This window comes from Streptomyces sp. NPDC042336 (assembly GCF_055581985.1).
This window is the reverse complement of sequence record NZ_JBVJEA010000005.1, coordinates 153,828-176,819: the sequence shown is the minus strand read 5'-3', so window position 1 is coordinate 176,819 and position 22,992 is coordinate 153,828. Positions and strand designations below refer to the sequence as shown.

20 protein-coding genes and 3 pseudogenes are annotated in these 22,992 nt (G+C 72.6%); 11 read left to right on the top strand and 12 right to left on the bottom strand.

Going from position 1 to position 22,992, the window contains the following annotated elements; all coding sequences use genetic code 11:
* Nucleotides 1–48 precede the first annotated feature (48 nt).
* From ACZ6IM_RS13645 to ACZ6IM_RS13635, 3 genes are read right to left on the bottom strand one after another with little or no spacing between them, the layout of a single operon-like run.
* Entirely contained in the window at nucleotides 49–807 is a 759-nt protein-coding gene (locus ACZ6IM_RS13645; protein ID WP_469556617.1) for an energy-coupling factor ABC transporter ATP-binding protein, read from the bottom strand.
* Nucleotides 804–1,565 carry a cobalt ECF transporter T component CbiQ gene (cbiQ, locus tag ACZ6IM_RS13640; RefSeq protein ID WP_052839287.1) on the bottom strand — a complete coding sequence of 254 codons (762 nt, stop codon included), beginning with the start codon at nucleotides 1,563–1,565 and terminating at the stop codon, nucleotides 804–806. Before cbiQ ends, ACZ6IM_RS13645 begins: the two co-directional genes overlap by 4 nt.
* Nucleotide 1,566: 1 nt before the next feature.
* Nucleotides 1,567–2,625 carry an energy-coupling factor ABC transporter permease gene (locus tag ACZ6IM_RS13635; RefSeq protein WP_052839288.1) on the bottom strand — a complete coding sequence of 353 codons (1,059 nt, stop codon included), beginning with the start codon at nucleotides 2,623–2,625 and terminating at the stop codon, nucleotides 1,567–1,569.
* A gap of 177 nt (nucleotides 2,626–2,802) precedes the next feature.
* On the opposite strand from ACZ6IM_RS13635, the gene ACZ6IM_RS13630 reads away from it, so the two are divergent.
* The gene (locus ACZ6IM_RS13630) at nucleotides 2,803–3,183 is read left to right on the top strand and encodes an SsgA family sporulation/cell division regulator (RefSeq protein ID WP_052839289.1); all 381 of its coding nucleotides are present in this window, start codon (nucleotides 2,803–2,805) and stop codon (nucleotides 3,181–3,183) included.
* 6 nt (nucleotides 3,184–3,189) lie between these two features.
* Here ACZ6IM_RS13630 and ACZ6IM_RS13625 read toward each other — a convergent pair.
* A pseudogene (locus ACZ6IM_RS13625) lies at nucleotides 3,190–3,531 on the bottom strand (transposase family protein); the annotation flags it as partial.
* 25 nt (nucleotides 3,532–3,556) lie between these two features.
* Between ACZ6IM_RS13625 and ACZ6IM_RS13620 the strand changes: the two are divergent.
* The 3 genes and pseudogenes from ACZ6IM_RS13620 to ACZ6IM_RS13610 all read left to right on the top strand — a co-directional run.
* Entirely contained in the window at nucleotides 3,557–3,745 is a 189-nt protein-coding gene (locus tag ACZ6IM_RS13620) for a hypothetical protein (RefSeq protein ID WP_052843887.1), read from the top strand.
* A 125-nt stretch (nucleotides 3,746–3,870) separates the two neighbouring features.
* Nucleotides 3,871–4,159, top strand: a pseudogene (locus ACZ6IM_RS13615) (transketolase-like TK C-terminal-containing protein); the annotation flags it as partial.
* A 124-nt stretch (nucleotides 4,160–4,283) separates the two neighbouring features.
* A pseudogene (locus tag ACZ6IM_RS13610) lies at nucleotides 4,284–5,491 on the top strand (2-oxo acid dehydrogenase subunit E2); the annotation flags it as partial.
* Nucleotides 5,492–5,556: 65 nt separating this feature from the next.
* On the opposite strand, the gene ACZ6IM_RS13605 reads toward ACZ6IM_RS13610, so the two are convergent.
* From ACZ6IM_RS13605 to ACZ6IM_RS13570, 8 genes are all read right to left on the bottom strand, one after another.
* Nucleotides 5,557–6,489 (bottom strand): hypothetical protein, encoded by a 933-nt coding sequence (locus ACZ6IM_RS13605; protein WP_469556614.1) that lies wholly within the window; start codon nucleotides 6,487–6,489, stop codon nucleotides 5,557–5,559.
* On the bottom strand, nucleotides 6,486–6,983 hold the full coding sequence (locus ACZ6IM_RS13600; protein WP_469556612.1) for a hypothetical protein: 498 nt from the start codon (nucleotides 6,981–6,983) through the stop codon (nucleotides 6,486–6,488). The genes ACZ6IM_RS13605 and ACZ6IM_RS13600 overlap by 4 nt, the downstream gene beginning before the upstream one ends.
* Complete coding sequence (locus ACZ6IM_RS13595; RefSeq protein ID WP_052843883.1) at nucleotides 6,976–8,196, bottom strand: macrolide family glycosyltransferase; 1,221 nt, start codon at nucleotides 8,194–8,196, stop codon at nucleotides 6,976–6,978. The genes ACZ6IM_RS13600 and ACZ6IM_RS13595 overlap by 8 nt, the downstream gene beginning before the upstream one ends.
* A gap of 47 nt (nucleotides 8,197–8,243) precedes the next feature.
* Nucleotides 8,244–8,426: a hypothetical protein gene (locus tag ACZ6IM_RS13590; protein ID WP_361467840.1), complete on the bottom strand. Its 183-nt coding sequence runs from the start codon at nucleotides 8,424–8,426 to the stop codon at nucleotides 8,244–8,246.
* Nucleotides 8,427–8,788: 362 nt separating this feature from the next.
* The gene (locus tag ACZ6IM_RS13585; protein WP_469556610.1) at nucleotides 8,789–9,538 is read right to left on the bottom strand and encodes a transposase; all 750 of its coding nucleotides are present in this window, start codon (nucleotides 9,536–9,538) and stop codon (nucleotides 8,789–8,791) included.
* A gap of 172 nt (nucleotides 9,539–9,710) precedes the next feature.
* Nucleotides 9,711–11,414, bottom strand: coding sequence for a penicillin-binding transpeptidase domain-containing protein (locus ACZ6IM_RS13580; RefSeq protein ID WP_052843773.1), 1,704 nt, complete (start codon nucleotides 11,412–11,414; stop codon nucleotides 9,711–9,713).
* Nucleotides 11,415–11,516: 102 nt separating this feature from the next.
* Nucleotides 11,517–13,142: a penicillin-binding transpeptidase domain-containing protein gene (locus ACZ6IM_RS13575; protein ID WP_469556608.1), complete on the bottom strand. Its 1,626-nt coding sequence runs from the start codon at nucleotides 13,140–13,142 to the stop codon at nucleotides 11,517–11,519.
* A 285-nt stretch (nucleotides 13,143–13,427) separates the two neighbouring features.
* Nucleotides 13,428–15,173 (bottom strand): dolichyl-phosphate-mannose--protein mannosyltransferase, encoded by a 1,746-nt coding sequence (locus ACZ6IM_RS13570; protein ID WP_469556606.1) that lies wholly within the window; start codon nucleotides 15,171–15,173, stop codon nucleotides 13,428–13,430.
* Nucleotides 15,174–15,269: 96 nt separating this feature from the next.
* On the opposite strand from ACZ6IM_RS13570, the gene rsmI reads away from it, so the two are divergent.
* From rsmI to ACZ6IM_RS13535, 7 genes are all read left to right on the top strand, one after another.
* The gene (rsmI, locus tag ACZ6IM_RS13565; protein WP_469556604.1) at nucleotides 15,270–16,142 is read left to right on the top strand and encodes a 16S rRNA (cytidine(1402)-2'-O)-methyltransferase; all 873 of its coding nucleotides are present in this window, start codon (nucleotides 15,270–15,272) and stop codon (nucleotides 16,140–16,142) included.
* Between the two features lie 196 nt (nucleotides 16,143–16,338).
* Nucleotides 16,339–16,782 (top strand): hypothetical protein, encoded by a 444-nt coding sequence (locus ACZ6IM_RS13560; RefSeq protein ID WP_469556603.1) that lies wholly within the window; start codon nucleotides 16,339–16,341, stop codon nucleotides 16,780–16,782.
* A 68-nt stretch (nucleotides 16,783–16,850) separates the two neighbouring features.
* Nucleotides 16,851–17,741 (top strand): TatD family hydrolase, encoded by an 891-nt coding sequence (locus ACZ6IM_RS13555; RefSeq protein WP_469556601.1) that lies wholly within the window; start codon nucleotides 16,851–16,853, stop codon nucleotides 17,739–17,741.
* 242 nt (nucleotides 17,742–17,983) lie between these two features.
* The gene (locus ACZ6IM_RS13550) at nucleotides 17,984–19,267 is read left to right on the top strand and encodes a ubiquitin-like domain-containing protein (RefSeq protein WP_469556800.1); all 1,284 of its coding nucleotides are present in this window, start codon (nucleotides 17,984–17,986) and stop codon (nucleotides 19,265–19,267) included.
* A 30-nt stretch (nucleotides 19,268–19,297) separates the two neighbouring features.
* The gene (rsmA, locus tag ACZ6IM_RS13545) at nucleotides 19,298–20,158 is read left to right on the top strand and encodes a 16S rRNA (adenine(1518)-N(6)/adenine(1519)-N(6))-dimethyltransferase RsmA (protein ID WP_469556599.1); all 861 of its coding nucleotides are present in this window, start codon (nucleotides 19,298–19,300) and stop codon (nucleotides 20,156–20,158) included.
* Between the two features lie 13 nt (nucleotides 20,159–20,171).
* The gene (locus tag ACZ6IM_RS13540; RefSeq protein ID WP_469556597.1) at nucleotides 20,172–21,071 is read left to right on the top strand and encodes a 4-(cytidine 5'-diphospho)-2-C-methyl-D-erythritol kinase; all 900 of its coding nucleotides are present in this window, start codon (nucleotides 20,172–20,174) and stop codon (nucleotides 21,069–21,071) included.
* 57 nt (nucleotides 21,072–21,128) lie between these two features.
* Complete coding sequence (locus ACZ6IM_RS13535) at nucleotides 21,129–22,943, top strand: ABC-F family ATP-binding cassette domain-containing protein (RefSeq protein WP_052843781.1); 1,815 nt, start codon at nucleotides 21,129–21,131, stop codon at nucleotides 22,941–22,943.
* Nucleotides 22,944–22,992 lie beyond the last annotated feature (49 nt).

Below are 22,992 nucleotides of genomic sequence, written 5' to 3'. Positions count from 1 at the left end.
GCTCGCCCGTGACAGTGGGTGCAACCGCCACCGACCGTCCGCGATTCCTCACCCGCTCGCCGGCACCGACCGCGGGTCGAAGCCGAAGGGCAGCTCCAGGCGGTGGGCGCGCATCAGGTCGTCGTCGGAGAGCAGCGCCGAGGTCGGTCCGTCCGCCGCGATCACGCCGTCGCTGAGGATCAGGGCACGGGGGCACAGCTCCAGGGCGTAGGGCAGGTCGTGGGTGACCATCAGGACCGTGACGTCCAGGGAGCGCAGGATGTCGGCGAGCTCGCGGCGGGAGGCCGGGTCGAGGTTGGACGAGGGCTCGTCCAGGACCAGGATCTCCGGCTCCATGGCGAGCACGGTCGCCACCGCCACCCGGCGCCGCTGGCCGAAGGAGAGGTGGTGCGGCGGCCGGTCCTTGAACTCCGCCATGCCGACCAGCGTGAGCGCCCGCTCCACGCACGCCTCCAGTTCCGCCCCCTTCACCCCGGCCGCCGCCGGTCCGAACGCCACGTCCTCGCGCACGGTCGGCATGAACAGCTGGTCGTCGGGGTCCTGGAAGACGATGCCGACCCGGCGCCTGATCTCGGCCATGTTCCGCTTGTCGACCGGCAGCCCGGCCACCGTGACCGTGCCGGTTCCGCCGGTCAGGATGCCGTTGAGGTGCAGCACGAGCGTCGTCTTGCCCGCGCCGTTCGGCCCGAGCAGCGCGACCCGTTCGCCGCGCGCGACGGAGAAGTCCACGCCGAACAGGGCCTGGTGCCCGTCGGGGTAGGCGAAGGCGAGACCGGAGACGTCGAGGGAGGCCGGGTTGGCTGTCATAGCGTCCATCCCAGCAGACACACGACGAGCGCCGCACACGGGAGGGCCAGCGCGTACGACCACTGCGCCCGGGACGCGGTCACCTCGTCGATCACCGGCATCGAACCGGCGTACCCGCGGCTGACCATGGCCAGGTGGACGCGTTCGCCGCGCTCGTAGGAGCGGATGAACAGCGCCCCCGCGGACTTGGCGAGCACGCCCCAGTGCCGTACGCCCTTCGCCTCGAAGCCGCGGGACTCCCGGGCGATCCGCATGCGCCGCATCTCGTCCGCGATCACGTCGCCGTACCGGATCATGAACGAGGCGATCTGCACCAGCAGCGGCGGCAGCCTCAGCCGCTGGAGACCGAGGAGCAGTTCCCGCAGCTCGGTGGTGGAGGCGAGGAGCACGGAAGCGGCGACGCCCAGGGTGCCCTTGGCCAGGACGTTCCAGGCGCCCCACAGGCCGTTGACGCTCAGGGACAGGCCGAGCACGCCGACCCGCTCGCCCTCCGCCACGAACGGCATGAGCACCGCGAACGCCACGAACGGCACCTCGATCAGCAGCCGCTTGAGCAGGAAGGACGCCGGGACCCGGGCCGCGTACGCCACCGTCGCGAGCAGCAGCGCGTACAGGCCGAAGGCCCACATCGCCTCGCGCGGCGTGGACACCACGACGACCACGAAGGCGAAGGTCGCGGCGAGTTTGGTGTGCGGCGGCAGACCGTGCACGGGGGAGTGGCCGTGCCGGTAGAGCCGGTGCGCGTGCCCCGCACCCACGTCAGACGGTCGTTTCGGTGCTGGTCGGGGAGGTGTCGTCGCTGCGGCGCCTGCGTACCGTCCAGAACACGGCGCTGCCCGCGACGACGGTGACGCCGACACCGATCACGCCCGCGAGGCCGCCGGAGACCCGGGCGTCGGTGATGTCCTTGACGCCGTAGTCGGCGAGCGGGGAGTCGGCGGCGGCGTGCTCCTCGGCCTTCTTGTCGATGCCCTTGTCGGAGGCGACCTTCTCCAGGCCGTCGGGGTCGGCGGAGGCGTAGAAGCTGACGAAGCCGGCCAGGACCAGGGAGGCGACGAGGCCGGTGATCCACACCTTGCGGTGCGAACGGGCGGCGACGGGTGCGGGCGCCGGTGCGGCCCCGGAGGGTGCGTCGACCAGCTCGCCGTTCACCCGCAGCTTGAGCCGCTGCCGGAGCCCGCGTGCCCCGTACACCAGGTCCGGGCGTACGGCGATGACGGCGCCGACGGTCAGCGCGGTGATCGCGGCCTCGCCGATGCCGATCAGCACGTGCACGCCGATCATCGCGGTGGCGACCTTGCCGATGGAGACGTCGGTGGTGCCGCCGATCCAGTACAGGAGCGTGAAGGCGAGGGCGGCGGCCGGGACGGAGACGAGCGCGGCGACGAAGGACGCGACGGTGACCGAGCGGCGGGTGCGCGGCAGCACCTTCACCAGGCCCCGGAACAGGGCGTAGGCGACGACCGTGGTGACGATCGCCATGTCGGTGATGTTCACGCCGAGCGCGGTCAGACCGCCGTCGGCGAACAGGATGCCCTGCATGAGCAGGACGACGGAGACACACAGCACGCCGGTGCAGGGCCCGACGAGGATCGCGGCCAGCGCGCCGCCGAGCAGATGGCCGCTGGTCCCGGCCGCGACCGGGAAGTTCAGCATCTGCACCGCGAAGATGAACGCGGCGACCAGCCCGGCCAGCGGCGCCGTCCGCTCGTCCAGTTCCCGGCGCGCACCGCGCAGGCTTACCGCGATGGCGCCCGCGGCGACGACTCCGGTCACGGCGGAGGTCGGGGCGTTGATGAATCCGTCAGGTACATGCACGGTTCGATGATAGAGACCAGTTGCAACTCGTTCGCAAGAGCGAGGTAAAGGCTGATGTAAAGGCCGATCTCACATGTGATATCCGGCTCACAGAGCGTGAGCCGGGAAATATGGGACATTGGAATGGGGGTGGACCCGCAGCTTCAACAAAGGTGGCAGAGCGTAAGGGGCGACCCCATGTCCGTAGTCGAACAGTACGCACCCGCCCACATCCTGACGGACGGGGACCTCGCCGACGAGGACGACGGCGGAGCGATACCCGTCGTCCTGCGCTACGACCCCGAGCTCGACCCCTCGATGGTGTGCGTCGCCGTGCCCGGCAAGGGCGGCCGCGCGTCCCGTTCCCGCGAGTGGACCTTCTCCCGCGCGCTGCTGGAACAGGGCCTGCGCGCGCCCGCCGGAAGCGGCGAGGTGCGGGTGTGGCCGTGCGGGCGGGTGCAGGCCGTGGTCGAGTTCCACTCCCCGCAGGGCTGCTCGGTGGTCCAGTTCGAGAACAAGGCCCTCATCCGCTTCCTGCGCCGCACCTACCAGGCCGCCGCGCAGCCGGTGGTCCACTGAGCGTTTTCAGCGTTGCTTCTCCAGGGCGAGGACGGCCTTTGTGATGACGCTCATGCGGTTGGGACTGATGCGGGATCTGCGGAAGATCTGCCAGGACTTCAGCCGTGCCATGCCTCGTTCGACGGGTGCCCGGGCCGCGGACAGGGCCCGGTTCCCGGTCCGCTCGGTGAGGGTGAGTTCACCGCCTGGCGGGCGGCGCTTGGCGGTGGTGACCCATTCGCCCGCACCGATGTAGGCCAAGTCGGCAAGGATCGGGACGCCCTGACGGGCGCAGATCCGGAGGATCTTGTGGGTGCGGGCGGCTGTGAGGTCGTGGGTCCGGCCCGGCAGTGCCGGCGACAGCCACAGTGCTCACGCCGGTGCCGATCACGACATGGGCGCCGCCCTCCTGAGCGACCTCGCCTACCAGGCATCCTGGCGCAACGACCCCCGCACCGCCGCCCAGTGCGAGCACGGCGGTGCGCCGGAGCCAGGTGTGCGCTTCCGCGGTGCCCGGGGTCGACGGGAGCAGGTGCAGGACGGCGGTGATCAGGTAGCCGTACGTGTGCTCCAGGGCTGCTGAGGGAGGAGAGGTCCGAGTCTTCCACCAGTTCCGCGTCCGAGCGCAGGTCTCCTGGATGACGTGGGGACGCAGGTCCGCGTCGTCCAGGGCCAAGGAGCGCAGCCGGGCCGTCAGAACGTCAGGGTCGCACACCGTACGTGACCAGCGCCCTCTCGGGTGCGCGCGGGCCGGTGCTGGCTCAGCGACTGGATGCGACAGGTGCCCGACCAGATCAGTCAGTGGGCCGAGCAGGACTACTCGTCCCTGGGCACGGACGGCTTCGGCCTGTCGGACACCCGGGACGCGGTGCGCCGGTACTTCCGGGTGGACGCGCAGTCCATCGTCGTGGCCGCCCTGGACCAGCTCGCCCGGCTGGGCGAGGTGGACGCGGAGACGGTGGCCGAGGCCCGCGAGCGCTACGGGTGGCAGGGGTGACCCGCGTCGGCCCGGTGCGGGCCGTGGCCGAGGACGAGGGGTGCCGGGCCGCCCCGTCGGAACGTCCTTAACTACGGATTAGGAGCAGCCGACGTCATGGCGTTTTCCGTAACCGTGCCGTCCCCTCGGTGAGAGGGGCACCGAGGGGACGGTCACCCGCTGTCTCAAGCAGGTCGGCGACACCGTCGAGGCCGACGAACCCCTCCTGGAGATCTCCACCGACAAGGTCGACACCGAGATCCCCTCCCCGTCTCCGGCATCCTGACCAGCATCCTGGCCGGCGAGGACGAGACCGTGGACATCGGGGCGGAGGTCGCGGTCATCGACGCACCAAGCGCGGCCGCGCCGGTGGTCCCTCCGGCCCCCGAGGCGCCGCCCGCCGCCGTCGCCGCGCCGGAACCCGCGCCGCCGTCGGCGTCGGCGCCGGCGCCCGTGGCGACTCCCGTGCCCACCCCGGCACCGCCTGCCCCGGCACCGTCTCCTCCGGCACCGGTTGCGCCGTCGGTGCCGGCACCCGTCCCCGCGCCCGCCGCGGTGCCCGCCGCGGTGCCGGCATCCGTACCCGCTCCCACCCCGGCTCCCACCCCCGTCGCCGGCCCGGACGCCACGGACCTGCGAGGGCAGACGGTCGCGATGAGCCGGATCCGCCGGATCATCGGGGAGAACCTCAAGAAGGCGCTGCGGGAACAGGCGCAGCTGACCTCCGTGGTCGAGGGCGACGTGACCGCCCTGCTGCGGCTGCGGGAGCGGGCCGGGGCGGACGTCCTCGCCCGGGAGGGAGTCAAGCTGTCGCCCATGCCCTTCTTCGTCAAGGCCGCCGCCCAGGCCCTGAAGGCGCATCCCGCCGTCAACGCCCGTATCAACGAGGGCGAGGGCACCATCACGTACTTCGACCGGGAGAACGTCGGCATCGCGGTGGACACCGAGAAGGGGCTGATGACTCCGGTCATCAAGGGTGCGGGCGATCTGAGCATCGCCGGTATCGCCCGGGCCACCGCCGAACTGGCCGGCCGGGCCCGCAGTGGTCGTCTCACGCCGGACGACGTGTCGGGCGCGACGTTCACGATCTCCAACACCGGTTCGCGCGGCGCGCTGTTCGACACGGTCGTCGTGCCGCCCGGACAGGTCGCGATCCTGGGCACCGGGGCCGTCGTCAAGCGGCCCTCGGTCGTCACGACGGAGGACGGCGGCCAGGGCCTCGGCATCCGCGACATGGCGTACCTGTCACTGTCGTACGACCACCCTATGGTGGACGGCGCGGACACGGCCCGCTATCTGACCGCGGTCAAGGCGATCCTGGAGGCGGCCGCCCTAGAGGGCGACCTGGGCTGATCGCGGACCCGGCGCACGCATGAGCGGTGCGGGGCGAGAAGAGCCGCCCCGCACCGCTGCGCCGCTCACACCGGCGGGTCCACCGCGGTGGCACCGCGGTCGGCGCGCACGATGGCGAGCACGGTGTCGGTGGTGCGGTCGAGGTGGCTGCGGCCGTCCGGCAGGAGGGTGCTCGGGCTGATGTAGCTGCGCGGTCCGACGTGCGTGGCGGGTTCGAGCCGGTGGACGGTGATCTTTCCGGCGCGCACGGCCCGGTTCCAGGCGCTGCCGCGCAGGACCGGCCAGCGCTGGGGGAACAGCCAGGTGCCGACCCGCTCGACGCGGTCGTACGCGCTGGTCAGCAGATGCACGTGCGCGGCGTTCGTCAGGTCGTTGGCCCCGTTGTGGAAGGCCCCGAACAGGATGAGCACCAGGGGCGCCCCGAGCTGCGCGCGCAGCCGGTCGACCGCGCCGGTGGCGACCTGGGCTCCCCCGCTGTAGCTGAGCAGCACCACGGGTATGCCGCTGCCGGGCCGGTAGCCGGCCAGCTGGAGCTGTGTGGCGATCTGCGTGCCGACGGCCCGGTTGTACAGGGGCCGGTAGCGGCGGTCCGCGGCCACGAAGATCTGCATCACGTTGTGCAGGAACAGCAGCAGCCCGATGCGACGGCGCAGCCACGCCCACACGGGGCGGTCGGCCAGCGGGTCGGCGAGCGGCGAGTAGGGCTGGATCTGTCCCAGGACCCGCAGCTCCGGCGCCCGGGCGAGTACGGCCTGCACCAGCTGGCCGCCGTCCCGGCTGTCGCGCACGCGGCGTTTGCCGATGCCGTCCAGATAGACGACGTAGGCCTGCGGGGGGTCGTCGGGGGCCGCGCCGCGGGCATGGGGCACGCCCTCCGGGAGCGCGGTGAGGGGCTTGCGCCAGCCCGCGCCGTAGGCCAGTACCTCGTACCGGGCCAGCAGGCCCTCGGCGAGCAGTGCCGGGCCCAGCGCCGCGGTCCAGAGCAGGAAGTGGTTCATGCGAGCACCTCCGGCGGCGCGGTGGCGCCGAGGCGCACGACCAGTCGCCGCACGCCCTCCACGGCACCGCCGAGCACCGCCCCGGCCACGGCCACGCAGCAGGCGGAGGTCCACCAGCCCAGCCCGGTGACCTCGGCCAGCGGGCCGGACAGGCCGGCGCCGACGCCCACGCAGAGCAGCAGATGGAGGAAGGGGCCGAGCAGCGGAAAGGCGAGGACGGCGGTGAACAGCAGCGGGGCGAGGAGGCCGGGGGTCCACACCAGGTCCTTCGACGGCGGTGCGGACGCCAACAGTTCGGCGGCCGTCTGTGCGGTCAGCGGCCACAGCGCGAACACCGCGCCCTCGACGACCGCGCCGGTCAGCATGAGACCGACGACGTTCCTGCGGGCCGCCCCGGGCCGGCTCACCAGCAGCGGCATGATGCGCCCGGCCGCCTCCGACAGCCCGGCGAGCAGGAGCAGGACGACGACGGACGTGGACATGGTCTCAGCCATGCCGTGCTCCGTCGCCCCCGGCCCGCGGGACCCGGGCCGCCGTACGCAGGTACTGCTCCAGTTCGTCGGCTGCGCGGCGGAATCCGCCCGGCTCGCGCTGGGCCTCGCGCATGGCCGCCGCGGCCTTCCTGAACCGAGGTTCCTCCAGCAGGCGCCGGGCCAGGGCGCGTACGGACTGTTCGGAGACGTCCTGGGTGCGCATGGACAGGCCGGCGCCGAGTTCGACGACGCGCCCGGCGACCAGCGGCTGGTCGGCGCCCTGCGGGATCACCAGCATCGGGATGCCGGCGTACAGCGCCTCGTTCACACTGTTCATCCCACCGTGGGTGACCAGCAGCGCCGTACGTTCCAGGACTCGCGTCTGCGGTACGAAGCGGCGGGCGATCACGTTGTCCGGCAGCGGCCCGAGTACGGCGGGATCGGCCTTCCCGGTGGACAGGACGACGGTGCCGCCGAGCGGGGCGAGCGCGGTGGCGAAGGTGCGCAGCAGTCCGGGCGTGGCGTCGAACACCGTGCCGAGGGAGGCGTACAGCACGGGGTCGCGCAACCCGTCAAGGGGGAACGTCGGATCATCCGGGCGGGCGCCGATGCTGGGGCCGACGAAGCGGTAGGACGTGTCGAAGTCCTCGGCGTCGGGCTGGAACGCCCGTGAGGTGTAGACGAGGTTGAGGTGCTGGCGGATGCCCGACAGGTCGACCAGGGGCACGTCGTGCGTGTCGAAGCGCCGGTGCAGCTCCCGGCGGTTGCGCACATAGCCCTGCAGGTGACGGGGCTTCGCCGTCACCTGCGTCAGCAGGTCCCAGGAGGCGCTGGTGGGGCTGGGCACCTGCCGGTTGTACGCGAACGTGGTGAACGACGACACGGCGGGCACACCGAGTTCGCGGGCGGCGACGGCGCCCCACGGACAGGTGTTGTCGTGGACGATCAGGTCGGGGCCGATGTCGCGCAGTTCGGCGAGGACGGTCGGCAGCAGCCGTACCGCGGTGCCGGCGAGGGCCTCCAGCAGGGTGAGCGGGGTGACCGGGTCGGGCAGCGGTGGGGCGCCGCCGGAGTAGAGGCGCACCTCGGCGCCGGTGTTCTCGATCGCCGCCCGGAAGGACGGCCAGATGTGATAGGTGACCTTGTGGCCGCGTTTGACCAGCTCGGACACGACCGGCAGGGTCGGATTGACGTGCCCGTGCATGCCGATGTTGAGGAACGCGACGGTGCTCACAGGCCAACCTCCTGTACGTGGGTTTGCGATGTCTCGGGGTGAAGCGGTCACGGCGTGACCGGCCCGGCACGAACGGCGTTCCCGGTCCGGTACGGACCCGGCCCGTCGACGCGCGGTTCGTCGACGAGGCGCCCCGCACCGCGCACGGCGGCGCGGGTCGGCGGGCGGGAGGGGCCGAGGTTGCGGGGAGCGGGCGGGGGCAGGTCCCGGGTGCCGTTGGACAGGACCACGGTCGTGACGCCGCGCGCCGCCTCCCGCGGAGCGCGCTCGATCCGGTGGTGCGGCGCAACGCCCGCCCGCGCGGCGGTCCCGGGGCGGGCGGTCCCGGGGCGGGCGGTCCCGGGTGGCGGGGACGGCGGCGCAGACCGGCGGAGGAACCGTCCGGTGCCGGCGTCGTGTCCGTCGAGCCGCTGTCCGCGGCCCGAGTCCGGCGGGGGCACTGTCCACCGGGGGCCGGATCCCGCCGCCCTCGGGTGACGGGATCCGTTCACCGCGGCGTGTAACCCGCATGATCCACCTGCTCCACCCTGAGTGACGTGTCGTGACAGTGCCTAGGACCGTGTGGCGACCCCAGGTGTGACACTGAGCGTTTTCAGCGTTGCTTCTCCAGGGCGAGGACGGCCTTTGTGATGACGCTCATGCGGTTGGGACTGATGCGGGATCTGCGGAAGATCTGCCAGGACTTCAGCCGTGCCATGCCTCGTTCGACGGGTGCCCGGGCCGCGGACAGGGCCCGGTTCCCGGTCCGCTCGGTGAGGGTGAGTTCACCGCCTGGCGGGCGGCGCTTGGCGGTGGTGACCCATTCGCCCGCACCGATGTAGGCCAAGTCGGCAAGGATCGGGACGCCCTGACGGGCGCAGATCCGGAGGATCTTGTGGGTGCGGGCGGCTGTGAGGTCGTGGGTCCGGCCCGGCAGTGCCGGCGACAGCCACAGAATCTCGCCGGCCGGGTCCGTGACGACCTGCACGTTCACGCCGTGCCGCTTGTGTTTCGAGGAGTAGTCGGCCCTGCCGTCGCCGACGCGGTCGCACTCCGCGAGCGTGCCGTCCAGGAGGACAAAGTCCGGCTCCTGCGCGCGCAGCGTCTTCAACAGGCCCGGCGCCCGCTCGGCGAGCAGACCGGTGACCGCGGTGACGTAGGCGTGGGCGGTACCGACGGATATTCCGAAGGCCGCGGCGATACAGGCGAGGGTATCGTGGCGACGCAAGTACACGAGTGCGACCAGCGCACGGCGGTGCGGCGGGAGTTTGCACCGCCGGTCCCCCTCACGGGTGACGATGAGCATCGTGACCCACTCGACCAAGGCGTGGGGCAGGCCGAGTGCGGCAGGATACGGAACCAACAGGGCTCCTGTGCTGCTGAGTTGAGACGTCGAACACCTCCCTCAACGGCACGGGAGCCCTGCTCGTTGCGCACCCCGACCTCACACCACCCCCGTCACCCGATCAGTGGCCGCTCTGAGAACGCTCACTGAGCCGCGTCGCGGCGGACGGTGGGTGCCGGTCGCTTGGGTGTCAGCCGCCCGCCTTGAGCAGGGCCGCGACCAGCGGACCCGCGGTGTCGCCGCCGTGCCCGCCCTGTTGGACGACGCCCGCCGCCGCCAGGTCTCCCCGGTACGCGGTGAACCACCCGTTGGGCTTGTCCTGGCCGTCGACCTCCGCCGAGCCGGTCTTCGCGCCGACGTCACCGCTCACCCCGGCCATCGCCTCCGCGGCGGTGCCGTACGCCGCCGTGTAGGACATCAGCTCGCGCAGCGCGCCGAGCGTCTCGCCGGACATCGTGCGGGAGGCCGTGGCGAGCGCCCGCCCGTCGACCGACGGGGCGACCAGGTACGGCTGGTGGAAGGAGCCCGACTTCACGGTCGCCGACACCGACGCCATGTTCAGCGGGTTCATCCGCACCCCGCCCTGGCCGATCAGGGAGGCGGCCATCTGGGCCTTGCTCTGCACCGGCACCCGACCGTCGAAGGTGGACACGCCCACCGACCAGTTGTTCATGGACAGGCCGAAGACCTCCTTGGCCTGCCTGGTCAGGTCGTCGTCCTTCAGCTCCGGGGCCTGGCTGATGAAGGCGGTGTTGCAGGAGCGGGCGAAGCTCGCCTTGAAGGTGCCGTCCTTGATCTCGAACTTGTCGTCGTTCTGGAACTTCCAGCCGCCGTAGCTGAAGAACTTGGGGCACGGGTGCTTCTCGTTCACGGACGCCAGGTCCTTCTCCAGCAGCATCGAGGCCGTGATGACCTTCATCGTGGAGCCGGGGGCGAGCGAGCCGAGGAAGGCGGTGTTGAAGCCGTGCCCGCCGTTGGCGACCGCGAGGACCTCGCCGGTGGAGGCGCGCAGCAGCACCACCGACGCCCCTTTCTTGCCGTCCACCTGCTTCTCGGCGGCGGCCTGGAGGGCCGGGTCGAGCGTCGTCTTCAGGGTGCCGGGGGTCCCCTTGCTCAGCTCCAGCAGCGTCTTGTCGGCGACTTCGTCCGCACCGGACTCCTTCGAGCCCTTGCCGTCACCGGCCGCCTCGCCGCGCACCACGCGCAGTTCGACGCCGGGGGTGCCGCCGGCCTTCTTGCCGTACTTGTCGCGCAGGCCGTCCAGGACGGTGCCGAGGGACGGGTACTTCGCGGCGGTGATCTCCGCGCCGTCCCGGTCCAGCGCCTTGACCGGCGGATCACCGGCCTTCCCGGTGACCAGCTTGTCGCCGTCCCTCAACTCCGGGTGCACGACGGCGGCGTGCCAGTCGACGCGGGGTTCGCCGTCGCCCTCCCGGCGGACGACGGTCAGCGCGCTGTCGTACGCCAGCGGCTCGGCCGTCTTCTCGTAGGCGACGGTGGCCTTGACGGAGAACGGGACCTTCTCCCCGGCCGGGGTGCCGGCGGTGAAGGTGGCGTCCTTGATGCGGGCGTCCTTGGTGTAGCCGGTGAGCAGTGCCCGCGCAGCCTCGGCGTCGTCGGTCGCGGCGGCGGCGCCGGCCACGTCGCCCCGCTGCCAGGCGGTCAGGAACCGCTGGGCGGTCGAGGTGACCTCGGCGGCCGTCAGCGGGCCCGACTTGACCTTCTCCGCGGCCGCCGCGGACTTGGTGCGCGCGGTGTCCTCGCCGTCGACCCCGCCGCCGTACACCGCGTAGGCACCGAATCCGGCACCGGCCACGACCACGGCGGCCACACTGCCGATCACGGCGGGTTTCGTCCTGCGCCGCTCGGCGGCGGCGCCCCTTCTGCTGCCCACTGCGTCCCGTTCCTCGGTGCCTACGGTGCCTACGGTGCGTTCGGTGCCGGGTGTTTGCCACGACGGCGACCACAGTAGGGCCATCGTGGCCGCCGGTTCGTGTCAGCCGCCGACTCGTAGCACATCTGCGACGATCGGGCCGGCCGCGTCGCCGCCGTGGCCGCCCTCCTCGGTCATGGCCGCCGCCGCGATGTCGTTGCGGAACCCGGTGAACCAGCTGTTGGAGGCCGTCTGCCCGTCGACCTCGGCCGACCCGGTCTTGGCGCCGATGTCGCCGCCGAGCCCGGACATGGCCTTGACGGCGGTGCCCTGGGTGGCGGTGAGCTTCATCATCTGCTTGAGCTGGGAGGCGGTGCCCTGCGGCAGCCCCTTGGCCGAGGCCGGCTCCCGGTCGTCCAGGTCGAACGGCACCAGGTACGGCTGGCGGAACTCGCCGGTGATGGCGGTCGCGGTGACCGAGGCCATGTTCAACGGGTTCATCTGGACCTGGCCCTGCCCGATGGCGCCCGCGGCACGGTCGGGGCCGCTCACGGCGGGCACCTTGCCGTCGAAGGAGGTGATGCCGGTCTGCCAGTTGTCCTGCCCGAGCCCGAAGCGCTCCTGGGCCTCCTCGGTGAGCGAGGAGTCGGTGAGGGGTTTCTCGTCGATGAGCTTGATGAAGCCGGTGTTGCAGGAGCGCATGAAGGTGTTGGCGAGCGTGGCGCTCTCGTTGGGCTGCATGCCGGTCAGGTTCTTGAAGGTCTGGCTCTGCCAGGTCGCCGTGTCCGGGCAGGGCGCCGGGCCGTTCATCGAGGTCACGCCGTTGTCGATGAGCATGGCCGCGGTGATGATCTTCATCGTGGAACCGGGCGCGACCGTTCCCTGGAAGGCCGCGTTGAACCCGTCCGTGCGGTTGTTCGCCACGGCCAGGACCTCGCCGGTGCTCGGCTTCACGGCGACCACGGAGGACTCCCCGTACCGCTTCACCGCCTTCTCGGCCGCCGCCTGCACGCTCGCGCTGAGGGTGGTGCGCAGCTTCCCGGGCTTGCCCTCGGTCAGCGTCAGCAGCGGGGTGTCCGGCGCGTCCGCGGCCGTGTGCCGGACCGCCAGCTCGACGCCGGGGGTGCCGCCGGCCTGGTCGCCGTACTTCTCCCGGAGTTTGGCGAGGATCGGTCCGAGCGAGGGGTACTTCTCCTTGCTCAGCACGGCACCGTCCCGCCCGACGGCCTGGATCTGGGGGGTCGCCGACTCGGCGGTGACCAGGGTGTCCCCGTCCTTCAGAGCGGGGTGGACGACGGACGGCTCCCAGTCCACCAGCGCCCGCCCACTGGTCTCCCCGCGCACCGCGGTCAGCTCGCTCCTGTAGCTGAGCGGCTTCGTCGTGCCCTCGTACGACACCTTCGCCTTCACCGTGAACGGCACCGAGGCGCCGGCCGCCGTGCCCGGCGTGATCTCGACGCCGCCGATGTGCGCGTCCTCGCCGTAGGCGGTCAGCAGCGTCCCGGCGAGCGAGGCGTTGTTGGTGTACGACGCGGCGGTGGTCGCGTCGCCCTTCTCCCAGGCGGCGAAGAACTTCTCGCTCGTCTCCGCGACCTCGTCCTTGTCCGGCGGCCCGCTCTTGGCCTCCGACGATCCGGAGGCCCCGCCCCCGTCCAACGCCGACACCACGTTGTAGGCCCCGTACCCGGCACCGCCCACCATCACGGCGAACACCCCGCCTATGACGGCGACCTTCACCCCCCTGCCCATCGGCAGTCCCCTCCCCGTCAGACCTTCCGCCCGCCTTCTTGAACGCGTTCAGAAGTAGTTGTAGGTGCACTCTAGGCGCAGGGGGTGACCAGCGGTACAGGAGTTTCCGATTGGTGGCCTAAAGGAGACCCGGAGGTGGGATGCGGGGTGCGTCCGGGCGGCCCGTGGCTGGACCACCGACCCGTCGTCGAGAGCGGTGGCGGGCACCCTCGCGGACCAGGACAACACTTGGCATGGTGTCCTCTCTGATCGCCGAACTGTGCGACACCGAGGGCGTCCGGTCCACTAGACCCACGTGTCCAGCCACATCCGTGCCCGCCACTCCTCCATCGGGGTCGCCGTGCCCGTGTACAGGGGCCAGAAGTAGATGAAGTTCCAGGCGATGAGGAGGACCAGGACGCCTGCCCCCGTCGCGCCCGCCACTCTGCGGGTGTCGGTGCAGCCCGGGCGGCCGATGATCGCGCCCAGGAGCATGGCCACCGCGAGGCAGAGGAACGGGACGAAGACGACAGCGTAGAAGAGGAAGATCGTGCGCTCCTGGTACATGAACCAGGGGAGGTAACCGGCGACCACGCCGCAGGCGATGGCGCCCGCGCGCCAGTCGCGGCGGAAGAGCCAGCGCCACAGGACGTACAGGAGGGCGAAGCAGCCCAGCCACCAGAGGAGGGGTGTGCCGAGGGCAAGGACCTCGCGGGCGCACTTCTCGCCCGCGTCGACCGGGCAGCCGTCCGAGCCCGGCGCGGGCGACTCGTAGAAGTAGGAGACCGGGCGGCCCAGGACGATCCAGCTCCACGGGTTCGACTGGTACGTGTGCGGCGAGGTGAGGTGGGTGTGGAATTCCAGCACCTGGGTCTCGTAGTGCCACAGGCTGCGCCACCAGTCGGGGAAGAGCCACGACCAGGAGCTGTTCGCGCCGTCCTTCGCCGCCCAGTCGCGGTAGTAGCCGCCGGTGCCGTCGGAGGGGGAGAGGATCCAGCCGAGCCAGGAGAGGAGGTAGGTGGCCAGGGCCACCGGGACCGTGGAGAGGAAGGCCCAGCCCAGGTCGTGGCGGAGTACCGCGAGGTAGGGGCGGTGGGCGCCCGCGACGCGGCGGGAGCCGACGTCCCACAGCACCGCCATCACGCAGAAGGCCGCCATGATGTACAGGCCGTTCCACTTGGTGGCCGCCGCCAGGCCCAGCATCAGGCCCGCCGCCAGGCGCCAGGGGCGCCACCCGAGGCGGAGGGTCTCCGCGATGTGCGCGTCGGGGCGGGCGCGGCCGTCCTCGTCCACCGGGAGTGCGGCGGCGAGTCTCGAACGGGCCTTGTCGCGGTCCACGACCAGGCAGCCGAAGGCGGCCAGCACGAAGAACATCAGCACGCCGTCCAGCAGCGCGGTGCGGCTCATCACGAAGTGCAGCCCGTCCACCGCCATCAGGGCGCCCGCCAGGCACCCCAGGAACGTGGAGCGGAACAGGCGGCGGCCGATCCGGCACAGCAGCAGCACCGACAGGGTGCCGAGCAGCGCCGTCATGAAGCGCCAGCCGAAGGGGTCGAAGCCGAACAGCAGCTCGCCGAGGCCGATGACGTACTTGCCGACCGGCGGGTGCACGACGTACGCCGCGTCGGCCGGGATCGGGACGTCGCCGCCCGAGTTCAGGATGAGGTCGTTGGCGTTCTTGTCCCAGTTGACCTCGAAGCCGCGGTGGATCAGCGCCCACGCGTCCTTGGCGTAGTACGTCTCGTCGAATATCACCGCCTTCGGGCTGCCCAGGTTCCAGAACCGCAGCAGCCCCGCGAGCAGCGCCACCAGCAGCGGTCCGCCCCACGCCGACCAGCGGATCATCCGCTCGGCAAGCGGCTTCGACAGGCCCAGGAACGCCCACAGGCGCGGGCTCGGGCTCGTGTACGGCGGCACCAGCCGGTCGCGGACGTCGCCGGCCGCGGGCCCCGCCGTGTAGCCGAAGCGGCGCAGCCGCTGCTGCCAGGCGGGCGGCTCGTCGTGCGGGGCCTGGCCCTGCCGGGTGTCCGTGGAGGACGCGGTACTGGTCACCGCGCCATCGTAGGGAACCGCGCTGTGCGCGTCCCGCGCATGGGGCCGACGGGTGCGGATACGTTCGCCTTCCGGGCGGACTGGGAGGATGGGGGAGTGACTGGAACCCTTGTACTCGCGGGCACCCCCATCGGCGACGTCCAGGACGCCCCGCCCCGGCTCGCCGCGGAACTGGCCGGCGCGGACGTCGTCGCCGCCGAGGACACCCGGCGGCTGCGCCGGCTCACCCAGGCGCTCGGCGTCGCACCGGCGGGGCGGGTCGTGTCGTACTTCGAGGGCAACGAGTCCGCCCGTACGCCCGAGCTGGTGGAGGAGCTGGCGGGCGGGGCGCGGGTGCTGCTGGTCACCGACGCCGGGATGCCGTCGGTGTCCGACCCCGGGTACCGGCTGGTCGCCGCCGCCGTCGAGCGCGGTGTGCGCGTCACCGCCGTCCCCGGGCCGTCCGCCGTGCTGACCGCGCTCGCCCTGTCGGGGCTGCCGGTCGACCGGTTCTGCTTCGAGGGCTTCCTGCCCCGCAAGGCCGGCGAGCGGCTGACCCGGCTGCGCGAGGTGGCCGAGGAGCGGCGGACCCTCGTCTACTTCGAGGCGCCGCACCGCCTCGACGACACCCTCGCCGCCATGGCCGAGGTCTTCGGCGCCGACCGGCGGGCCGCCGTCTGCCGGGAGCTGACCAAGACGTACGAGGAGGTCAGGCGCGGAGGGCTGGGTGAGCTGGCCGCGTGGGCCGCCGAGGGGGTGCGCGGCGAGATCACCGTCGTCGTCGAGGGGGCGCCGGACAAGGGCCCCGGGGAGATCGGCGCCGAGGAGCTGGTGCGCAGGGTGCGGGTGCGCGAGGAGGCGGGGGAGCGGCGCAAGGAGGCGATCGCCGCGGTGGCCGCGCAGGCGGGCGTGCCCAAGCGGGAGGTGTTCGACGCGGTGGTGGCGGCGAAGAACGCCGGGAGCCGAGGGGAGCCGAAGGGCTCGGCTTGACCCGGACCGCCCCGCTCTTGACCCGGACCGCTTGCTCCTTGACCTGGGCCGCCCCGCCCTTGACCCGTCCCTGACCTGGCGGGCACTCCGGCCAAGGACAGTCCAAATCGGCCCAAACACTCGGCAGCGCCTGGTGCTTTCCCGCTGGTGGAGGAGTCCACTGGAGGAAGGAACCGAACGAACCGAAGGAGCCGGGATGAGCATGAGTGAGAGCACCGCGCGGACCCGAGTGCGTGCCGGTGCCACCGCCGTCGTCCACGAGTCGTACTCCTTCGCCTGCATGCGCTGCGGGCACGGCTGGGAGCAGTCGTTCGAGATCGAGCACCACACGGACGCCGACGGCCACGCGTTCGTGCTCTACGTCGCGGACGGCCGCGTCGTGCCCTCCCCGCTGACCCGGCCGACCTGCGCCACCTGTGACAGCCACGTCGTACGCATCCTGCGCCCGGGCCGGGTCGCCTCCGTGCGCGGCACCACCGACGGCATCCACCGGGTGCCCCCGGCCGGTCCCCTGGAGGTGCCGCAGGTGCCGGTGCCCGAGGCGCCGGGGCCGGGGGCGCCGGGACTGTCCGGCGAACACCGGCACTGGCACCTGTCCGACCTGCTGCACGCCCTCCACCTCCACCGCAGGGCGAGCTAGGACCTGTGCGCCGGACAGGTCCCGGCCGGCGCTTCGGGGGCGCGCGGGTGCTTCCGTAGGATCGGGGCATGCCTTCGAACGCCCCGGGACGGTCCGACAAGCACACCGCGCCCCCGCTGCCCGAGCCCCTGCGGGTACCGGTCGCCGACTCGCACACCCACCTCGACATGCAGTCCGGCACGGTAGAGGAGGCGCTCGCCAAGGCCGCGTCGGTCGGCGTCACGACCGTCGTCCAGGTCGGGTGCGACCTCGCCGGGTCCCGCTGGGCCGCCGAGACCGCGGCGGCGCACGACGCCGTCCACGCCACCGTCGCCCTGCACCCCAACGAGGCCCCGCGCATCGTGCACGGAGATCCCGACGGCTGGTCCCGGCAGGGCGCGCGGCAGCCCGGTGGCGACGCGGCCCTCGACGACGCCCTCGCGGAGATCGACCGGCTCGCGGCACTCCCGCAGGTCAGGGGCGTCGGCGAGACCGGCCTCGACTACTTCCGCACCGGGCCCGAGGGCAAGGAGGCGCAGGAGCGGTCCTTCCGCGCCCACATCGAGATCGCCAAGCGGCACGGCAAGACCCTCGTCATCCACGACCGCGACGCCCACTCCGACGTCCTGCGCGTCCTCAAGGAGGAGGGCGCCCCCGAGCGCACCGTCTTCCACTGCTACTCGGGTGACGCCGAGATGGCCGAGGTCTGCGCACGTGCCGGGTACTACATGTCCTTCGCCGGCAACGTCACCTTCAAGAACGCCCAGAACCTGCGCGACGCCCTCGCCGTGGCCCCGCCCGAGCTGGTCCTGGTGGAGACCGACGCGCCGTTCCTGACGCCTGCGCCCTACCGGGGCCGGCCGAACGCCCCCTACCTGGTGCCGGTGACGGTGCGGGCCATGGCGGACGTGCGGGGCGTCGGCGAGGACACCCTGGCGGCCGCCCTCGCCGCGAACACGGCCCGCGCCTTCGGGTACTGAGCCCCCGCGCCGGGTTCGCCACGCTGTGCAGTGGCGTGACTTGGGAGAGTGACGAACGCTCCGCTAGGTTCTGGGGGCCCGATCCGGACCCCCTGGAGCGTGTCGGCGTGAGCGGAACGCAGTTCGAGACCACCGAGGTGTCCGAGGGACACCCGCACCTCACACCGTACGGTGGGTACGACTCGTACGGCCCGTACGCGTACGGCGGATACGACGCGTACGCCTACGGCGGCGGGTACGACGTGCACAGCGCGCCGACCCTGCCGTACGGGTACGGCGATCCGTACCGGCCCGCACCGCCCGCCCACGAGCCGGCCGCCCCCGCGCTGCCCCGGCAGGGCACCGCACCGCAGCCCCCGCAGCCCCGGCCGACCCGTGCGCCGGGCGACGGGCGGGCCGAGCGCCGGCGCCGGGCGCGGTGCGCGGGGCGCGCGGACACCTCCCTGGGCCGCCTGCTGCCGCGGGCGCTGGTCGTGGCCTTCCTCGCGGGCGGCACCACGGCCTTCGTCGCCAAGGACAAGGCGGTCGAGCTGACCGTCGACGGCACCCCGCGCACGCTGCACACCTTCGCCGACGACGTGACCGAGCTGCTCGCCGAGGAAGGTGTCCAGGTGGGCGCCCACGACGTGATCGCACCCGCCCCCGGCACCCCGCTGACCAGCGGCGAGGACGTCACCGTCCGTTACGGGCGGCCCGTGCTGCTCACCCTCGACGGCCACCGGCGCCAGGTGTGGACGACCGCGGGGACGGTGGAGGGGGCGCTGCGGCAGCTCGGCGTACGGACGCAGGGGGCGTATCTGTCGACCGAGGGCTCCCGGCGCATCGGCCGTGAGGGCCTCGCCCTGGTGGTGCGCACCGAGCGGGTGGTGACCGTGCTGGCGGACGGCCGGACCCGCACCGTCCGCACCAACGCCGCGACCGTGCGGGAGGTCGTCGAGGAGGCCGACATCACCCTGCGCGGCGAGGACACCACCTCCGTCCCCGCCACCGGCTTCCCGCGCGACGGACAGACCGTCACGGTGCTGCGGATCACCGGGTCCCAGGAGGTCCGCGAGGACCCGATCCCCTTCGACGAGCGGCGGACCGAGGACGGCACCCTCTTCCGGGGCACCGAGGTCGTCCAGCAGGCGGGCCGGCCCGGACTGCGCCGCACCACGTACGCCCTGCGCACCGTCAACGGCGTCCGGCAGAAGCCGCGCCGCCTGCGCACCGAGGTGGTCCGCGAACCCAGCCCGCGGATCGTGCGGGTCGGCACCCGGCCCCGGCCGGTCTCCGTCCACGGTGCCGACCACCTGGACTGGCAGGGCCTGGCCGCCTGCGAGTCGGGCGGCCGCCCGGACGCCGTCGACCCGTCCGGGACCTACGGGGGGCTCTACCAGTTCGACACCGCCACCTGGCACGACCTCGGCGGCGAGGGCCGCCCCGAGGACGCGTCGGCCGCGGAGCAGACGTACCGGGCGCAGAAGCTGTATGTGCGCAGCGGCGCCGGTGCCTGGCCGCACTGCGGCGCCCGGCTGCGGGAATGAGGCCGCCCCGCCCCCGGCTACCCTTGCGGGGTGAGCAGCCCCACCCCCGACGCCCTCCTGGGTCCCGCCGACGTCCGTGAACTCGCGGCCGCCCTCGGCGTACGCCCCACCAAGCAGCGCGGACAGAACTTCGTCATCGACGCGAACACGGTCCGCCGCATCGTCCGCACCGCTGAGGTACGCCCCGACGACGTGGTGGTCGAGGTGGGACCGGGTCTCGGCTCGCTCACCCTGGCCCTGCTGGAGGCCGCCGACCGGGTCACCGCCGTCGAGATCGACGACGTCCTCGCCGGCGCCCTGCCCGCCACCGTCGCCGCCCGCATGCCGCAGCGCGCCGGCCGGTTCGCGCTCGTGCACCGCGACGCCATGCACGTGCGGGAGCTGCCGGGACCCGCCCCGACCGCCCTGGTCGCGAACCTCCCCTACAACGTCGCCGTCCCCGTCCTCCTCCACATGCTCGACACCTTCCCGAGCATCGAGCGGACCCTCGTCATGGTGCAGGCCGAGGTCGCCGACCGGCTCGCCGCCGGACCCGGGTCCAAGGTCTACGGCGTCCCCTCCGTGAAGGCCAACTGGTACGCCGAGGTGAAGCGGGCCGGTTCCATCGGCCGCAACGTCTTCTGGCCCGCGCCGAACGTCGACAGCGGGCTGGTGTCACTCGTCCGGCGGACGGAGCCGCTCAGGACGACCGCGTCCAAGGCGGAGGTCTTCGCCGTCGTCGACGCCGCGTTCGCCCAGCGCCGCAAGACCCTGCGGGCCGCGCTCGCCGGATGGGCGGGGTCCGCCGCGGCCGCCGAGGCCGCGCTCGTCGGCGCGGGCGTGTCGCCCCAGGCGCGCGGAGAGGCGCTGACCGTGGAAGAGTTCGCGCGTATCGCCGAGCACAAGCAGTAGGAGTGACGAGCAAGTGAGCGTGACGGTCCGCGTCCCCGCCAAGGTCAACGTCCAGCTCGCGGTCGGCGCCGCTCGCCCCGACGGCTTCCACGACCTGGCCAACGTCTTCCTCGCGGTCTCCCTGTACGACGAGATCACCGCGACCCCGGCCGCCGACGGACTCCGCGTCACCTGCGAGGGACCCGACGCCGACCAGGTCCCGCTCGACGGCACCAACCTCGCCGCCCGTGCGGCGGAGGCGCTGGCCGCGCGGTACGGGCGCGCTCCGGCCGTCCACCTGCACATCGCCAAGGACATCCCGGTCGCCGGCGGCATGGCGGGCGGCAGCGCCGACGGCGCGGGCGCGCTGCTGGCCTGCGACGCCCTGTGGGGCACCGGCGCCTCCCGCGACGAGCTGCTGGACATCTGCGCCGAGCTGGGCAGCGACGTGCCGTTCAGCCTGGTCGGCGGGGCGGCGCTGGGCACCGGGCGGGGTGAGCGGCTGACGGAGCTGGAGGTCGGCGGCGACTTCCATTGGGTCTTCGCGCCGGCCGCGCGCGGCCTGTCCACGCCGGCCGTCTACCGCGAGTTCGACCGGCTGGCCGAGGGCCGGGACATCCCGGAACCGGTCGCCGACCAGGCGGTCCTCGACGCCCTCGCCAAGGGCGACCCGGCCGCGCTCGCCGTGGCCGTCTCCAACGACCTCCAGCCGGCCGCGCTCTCCCTCTTCCCCGAGCTGTCCGACACCCTCGCGGCGGGCCGGGCGGCCGGGGCACTGGCGGCTCTGGTGTCGGGCTCCGGCCCGACCACGGCCTTCCTCGCGACCGACGCGAAGTCCGCCTCCGACATCGCCGGGGTGCTGCGGGCGTCGGGGACCTGCCGTGACGTGCGTACGGCGGCGGGGGCGGCGGCGGGGGCCACCGTCCTGGACTGAGGCTCCCGGCGGCCGGACTACCCTGGAGGGTCGAGTGATCCCCCAGGCAGGAGAGAAATGGCCGTCAATCTGGTCAATGTCGAGAACGTCAGCAAGGTGTACGGCACCCGTGCACTCCTCGACGGCGTGTCCCTCGGCGTCTCCGAGGGGGACCGCATCGGTGTCGTCGGGCGCAACGGCGACGGCAAGACGACCATGATCCGGATGCTGGCCAGGCTGGAGGAGCCCGACACCGGCCGGGTCACCCACTCCGGCGGGCTGCGGCTCGGCGTGCTCACCCAGCACGACTCCCTCGACCCGAAGGCCACCGTCCGCCACGAGGTCATCGGCGACATGGCCGACCACGAGTGGGCGGGCAACGCCAAGGTCCGGGACGTGCTGACCGGGCTGTTCGGCGGGCTGGACATGCCGGGGTTCCCGCAGGGGCTCGACACCGTCATCGGGCCGCTCTCCGGTGGTGAGCGGCGCCGGATCGCGCTGGCCAAGCTGCTCATCGAGGAACAGGACCTGATCGTCCTCGACGAGCCCACCAACCACCTCGACGTCGAGGGCATCGCCTGGCTCGCCAGGCACCTTCGCGAGCGGCGGTCCGCGCTCGTGTGCGTCACCCACGACCGGTGGTTCCTCGACCAGGTCTGCACCCGCATGTGGGACGTGCAGAAGGGCGACGTCTACGAGTACGAGGGCGGCTACTCGGACTACGTCTTCGCCCGCGCCGAGCGCGAGCGCATCGCCGCCACCGAGGAGACCAAGCGGCAGAACCTGGTCCGCAAGGAGCTGGCCTGGCTGCGGCGCGGCGCGCCCGCCCGCACCTCCAAGCCCCGCTTCCGCGTCGAGGCCGCCAACGAGCTGATCGCCGACGTGCCGCCGCCCCGGGACAGCAGCGAGCTGATGAAGTTCGCCTCCTCCCGGCTCGGCAAGACCGTGTTCGACCTGGAGGACATCACCGTCCAGGCCGGCCCCAAGGTGCTGCTCAAGCACGTCACCTGGCAGCTCGGCCCCGGCGACCGCATCGGCCTGGTCGGTGTCAACGGCGCCGGCAAGACCTCCCTGCTGCGGGCCATGGCCGACGCCGCCCGCAGCGACGGCGATCAGCAGCCGGCGGGCGGTCGGGTGCGGGTCGGCAGGACCGTCAAGCTGGCGTACCTGTCGCAGGAGGTCGCCGAACTCGACCCGAACTGGCGGGTGCTGGAGGCCGTGCAGCGCGTCCGCGAGCGCGTCGACCTCGGCAAGGGGCGCGAGATGACCGCGGGGCAGCTGTGCGAGACCTTCGGCTTCGGCAAGGAGAAGCAGTGGACGCCGGTCGGGGACCTGTCCGGCGGTGAGCGGCGGCGGCTGCAGCTGCTCCGGCTCCTCATGGACGAGCCCAACGTCCTCTTCCTCGACGAGCCCACCAACGACCTCGACATCGAGACCCTGACCCAGCTGGAGGACGTCCTCGACGGCTGGCCCGGCTCGATGATCGTCATCTCCCACGACCGGTTCTTCATCGAGCGCACCACCGACCGGGTCTTCGCCCTGCTCGGCGACGGCGCGCTGCGCATGCTGCCGCGCGGCATCGACGAGTACCTGGAGCGGCGGCAGCGCATGGAGGAGGCCGCCGCGTCGAGTGCCCCGGCCGTGGCGGCCAAGCCCGCCGCCGCCGTGCCCGAGAAGAGCGCCGCCGACGTGCGCGCCGCCAAGAAGGAGCTCCAGAAGATCGAGCGGCAGCTGGACAAGGTCTCCGAGAAGGAGACCAAGCTGCACGCGCAGATCGCCGAGAACGCCACGGACTTCGCCAAGGTGGCCGAACTGGACGCCGAGCTGCGCGCGCTGACGGGGCAGCGCGAGGAGCTGGAGATGCGCTGGCTCGAACTGGCCGAGGACGCCTGAGCCCTGCGTGCGGGGCGCGCCGGTGGTGTAAAGGGCGCGTGAAGGCTCG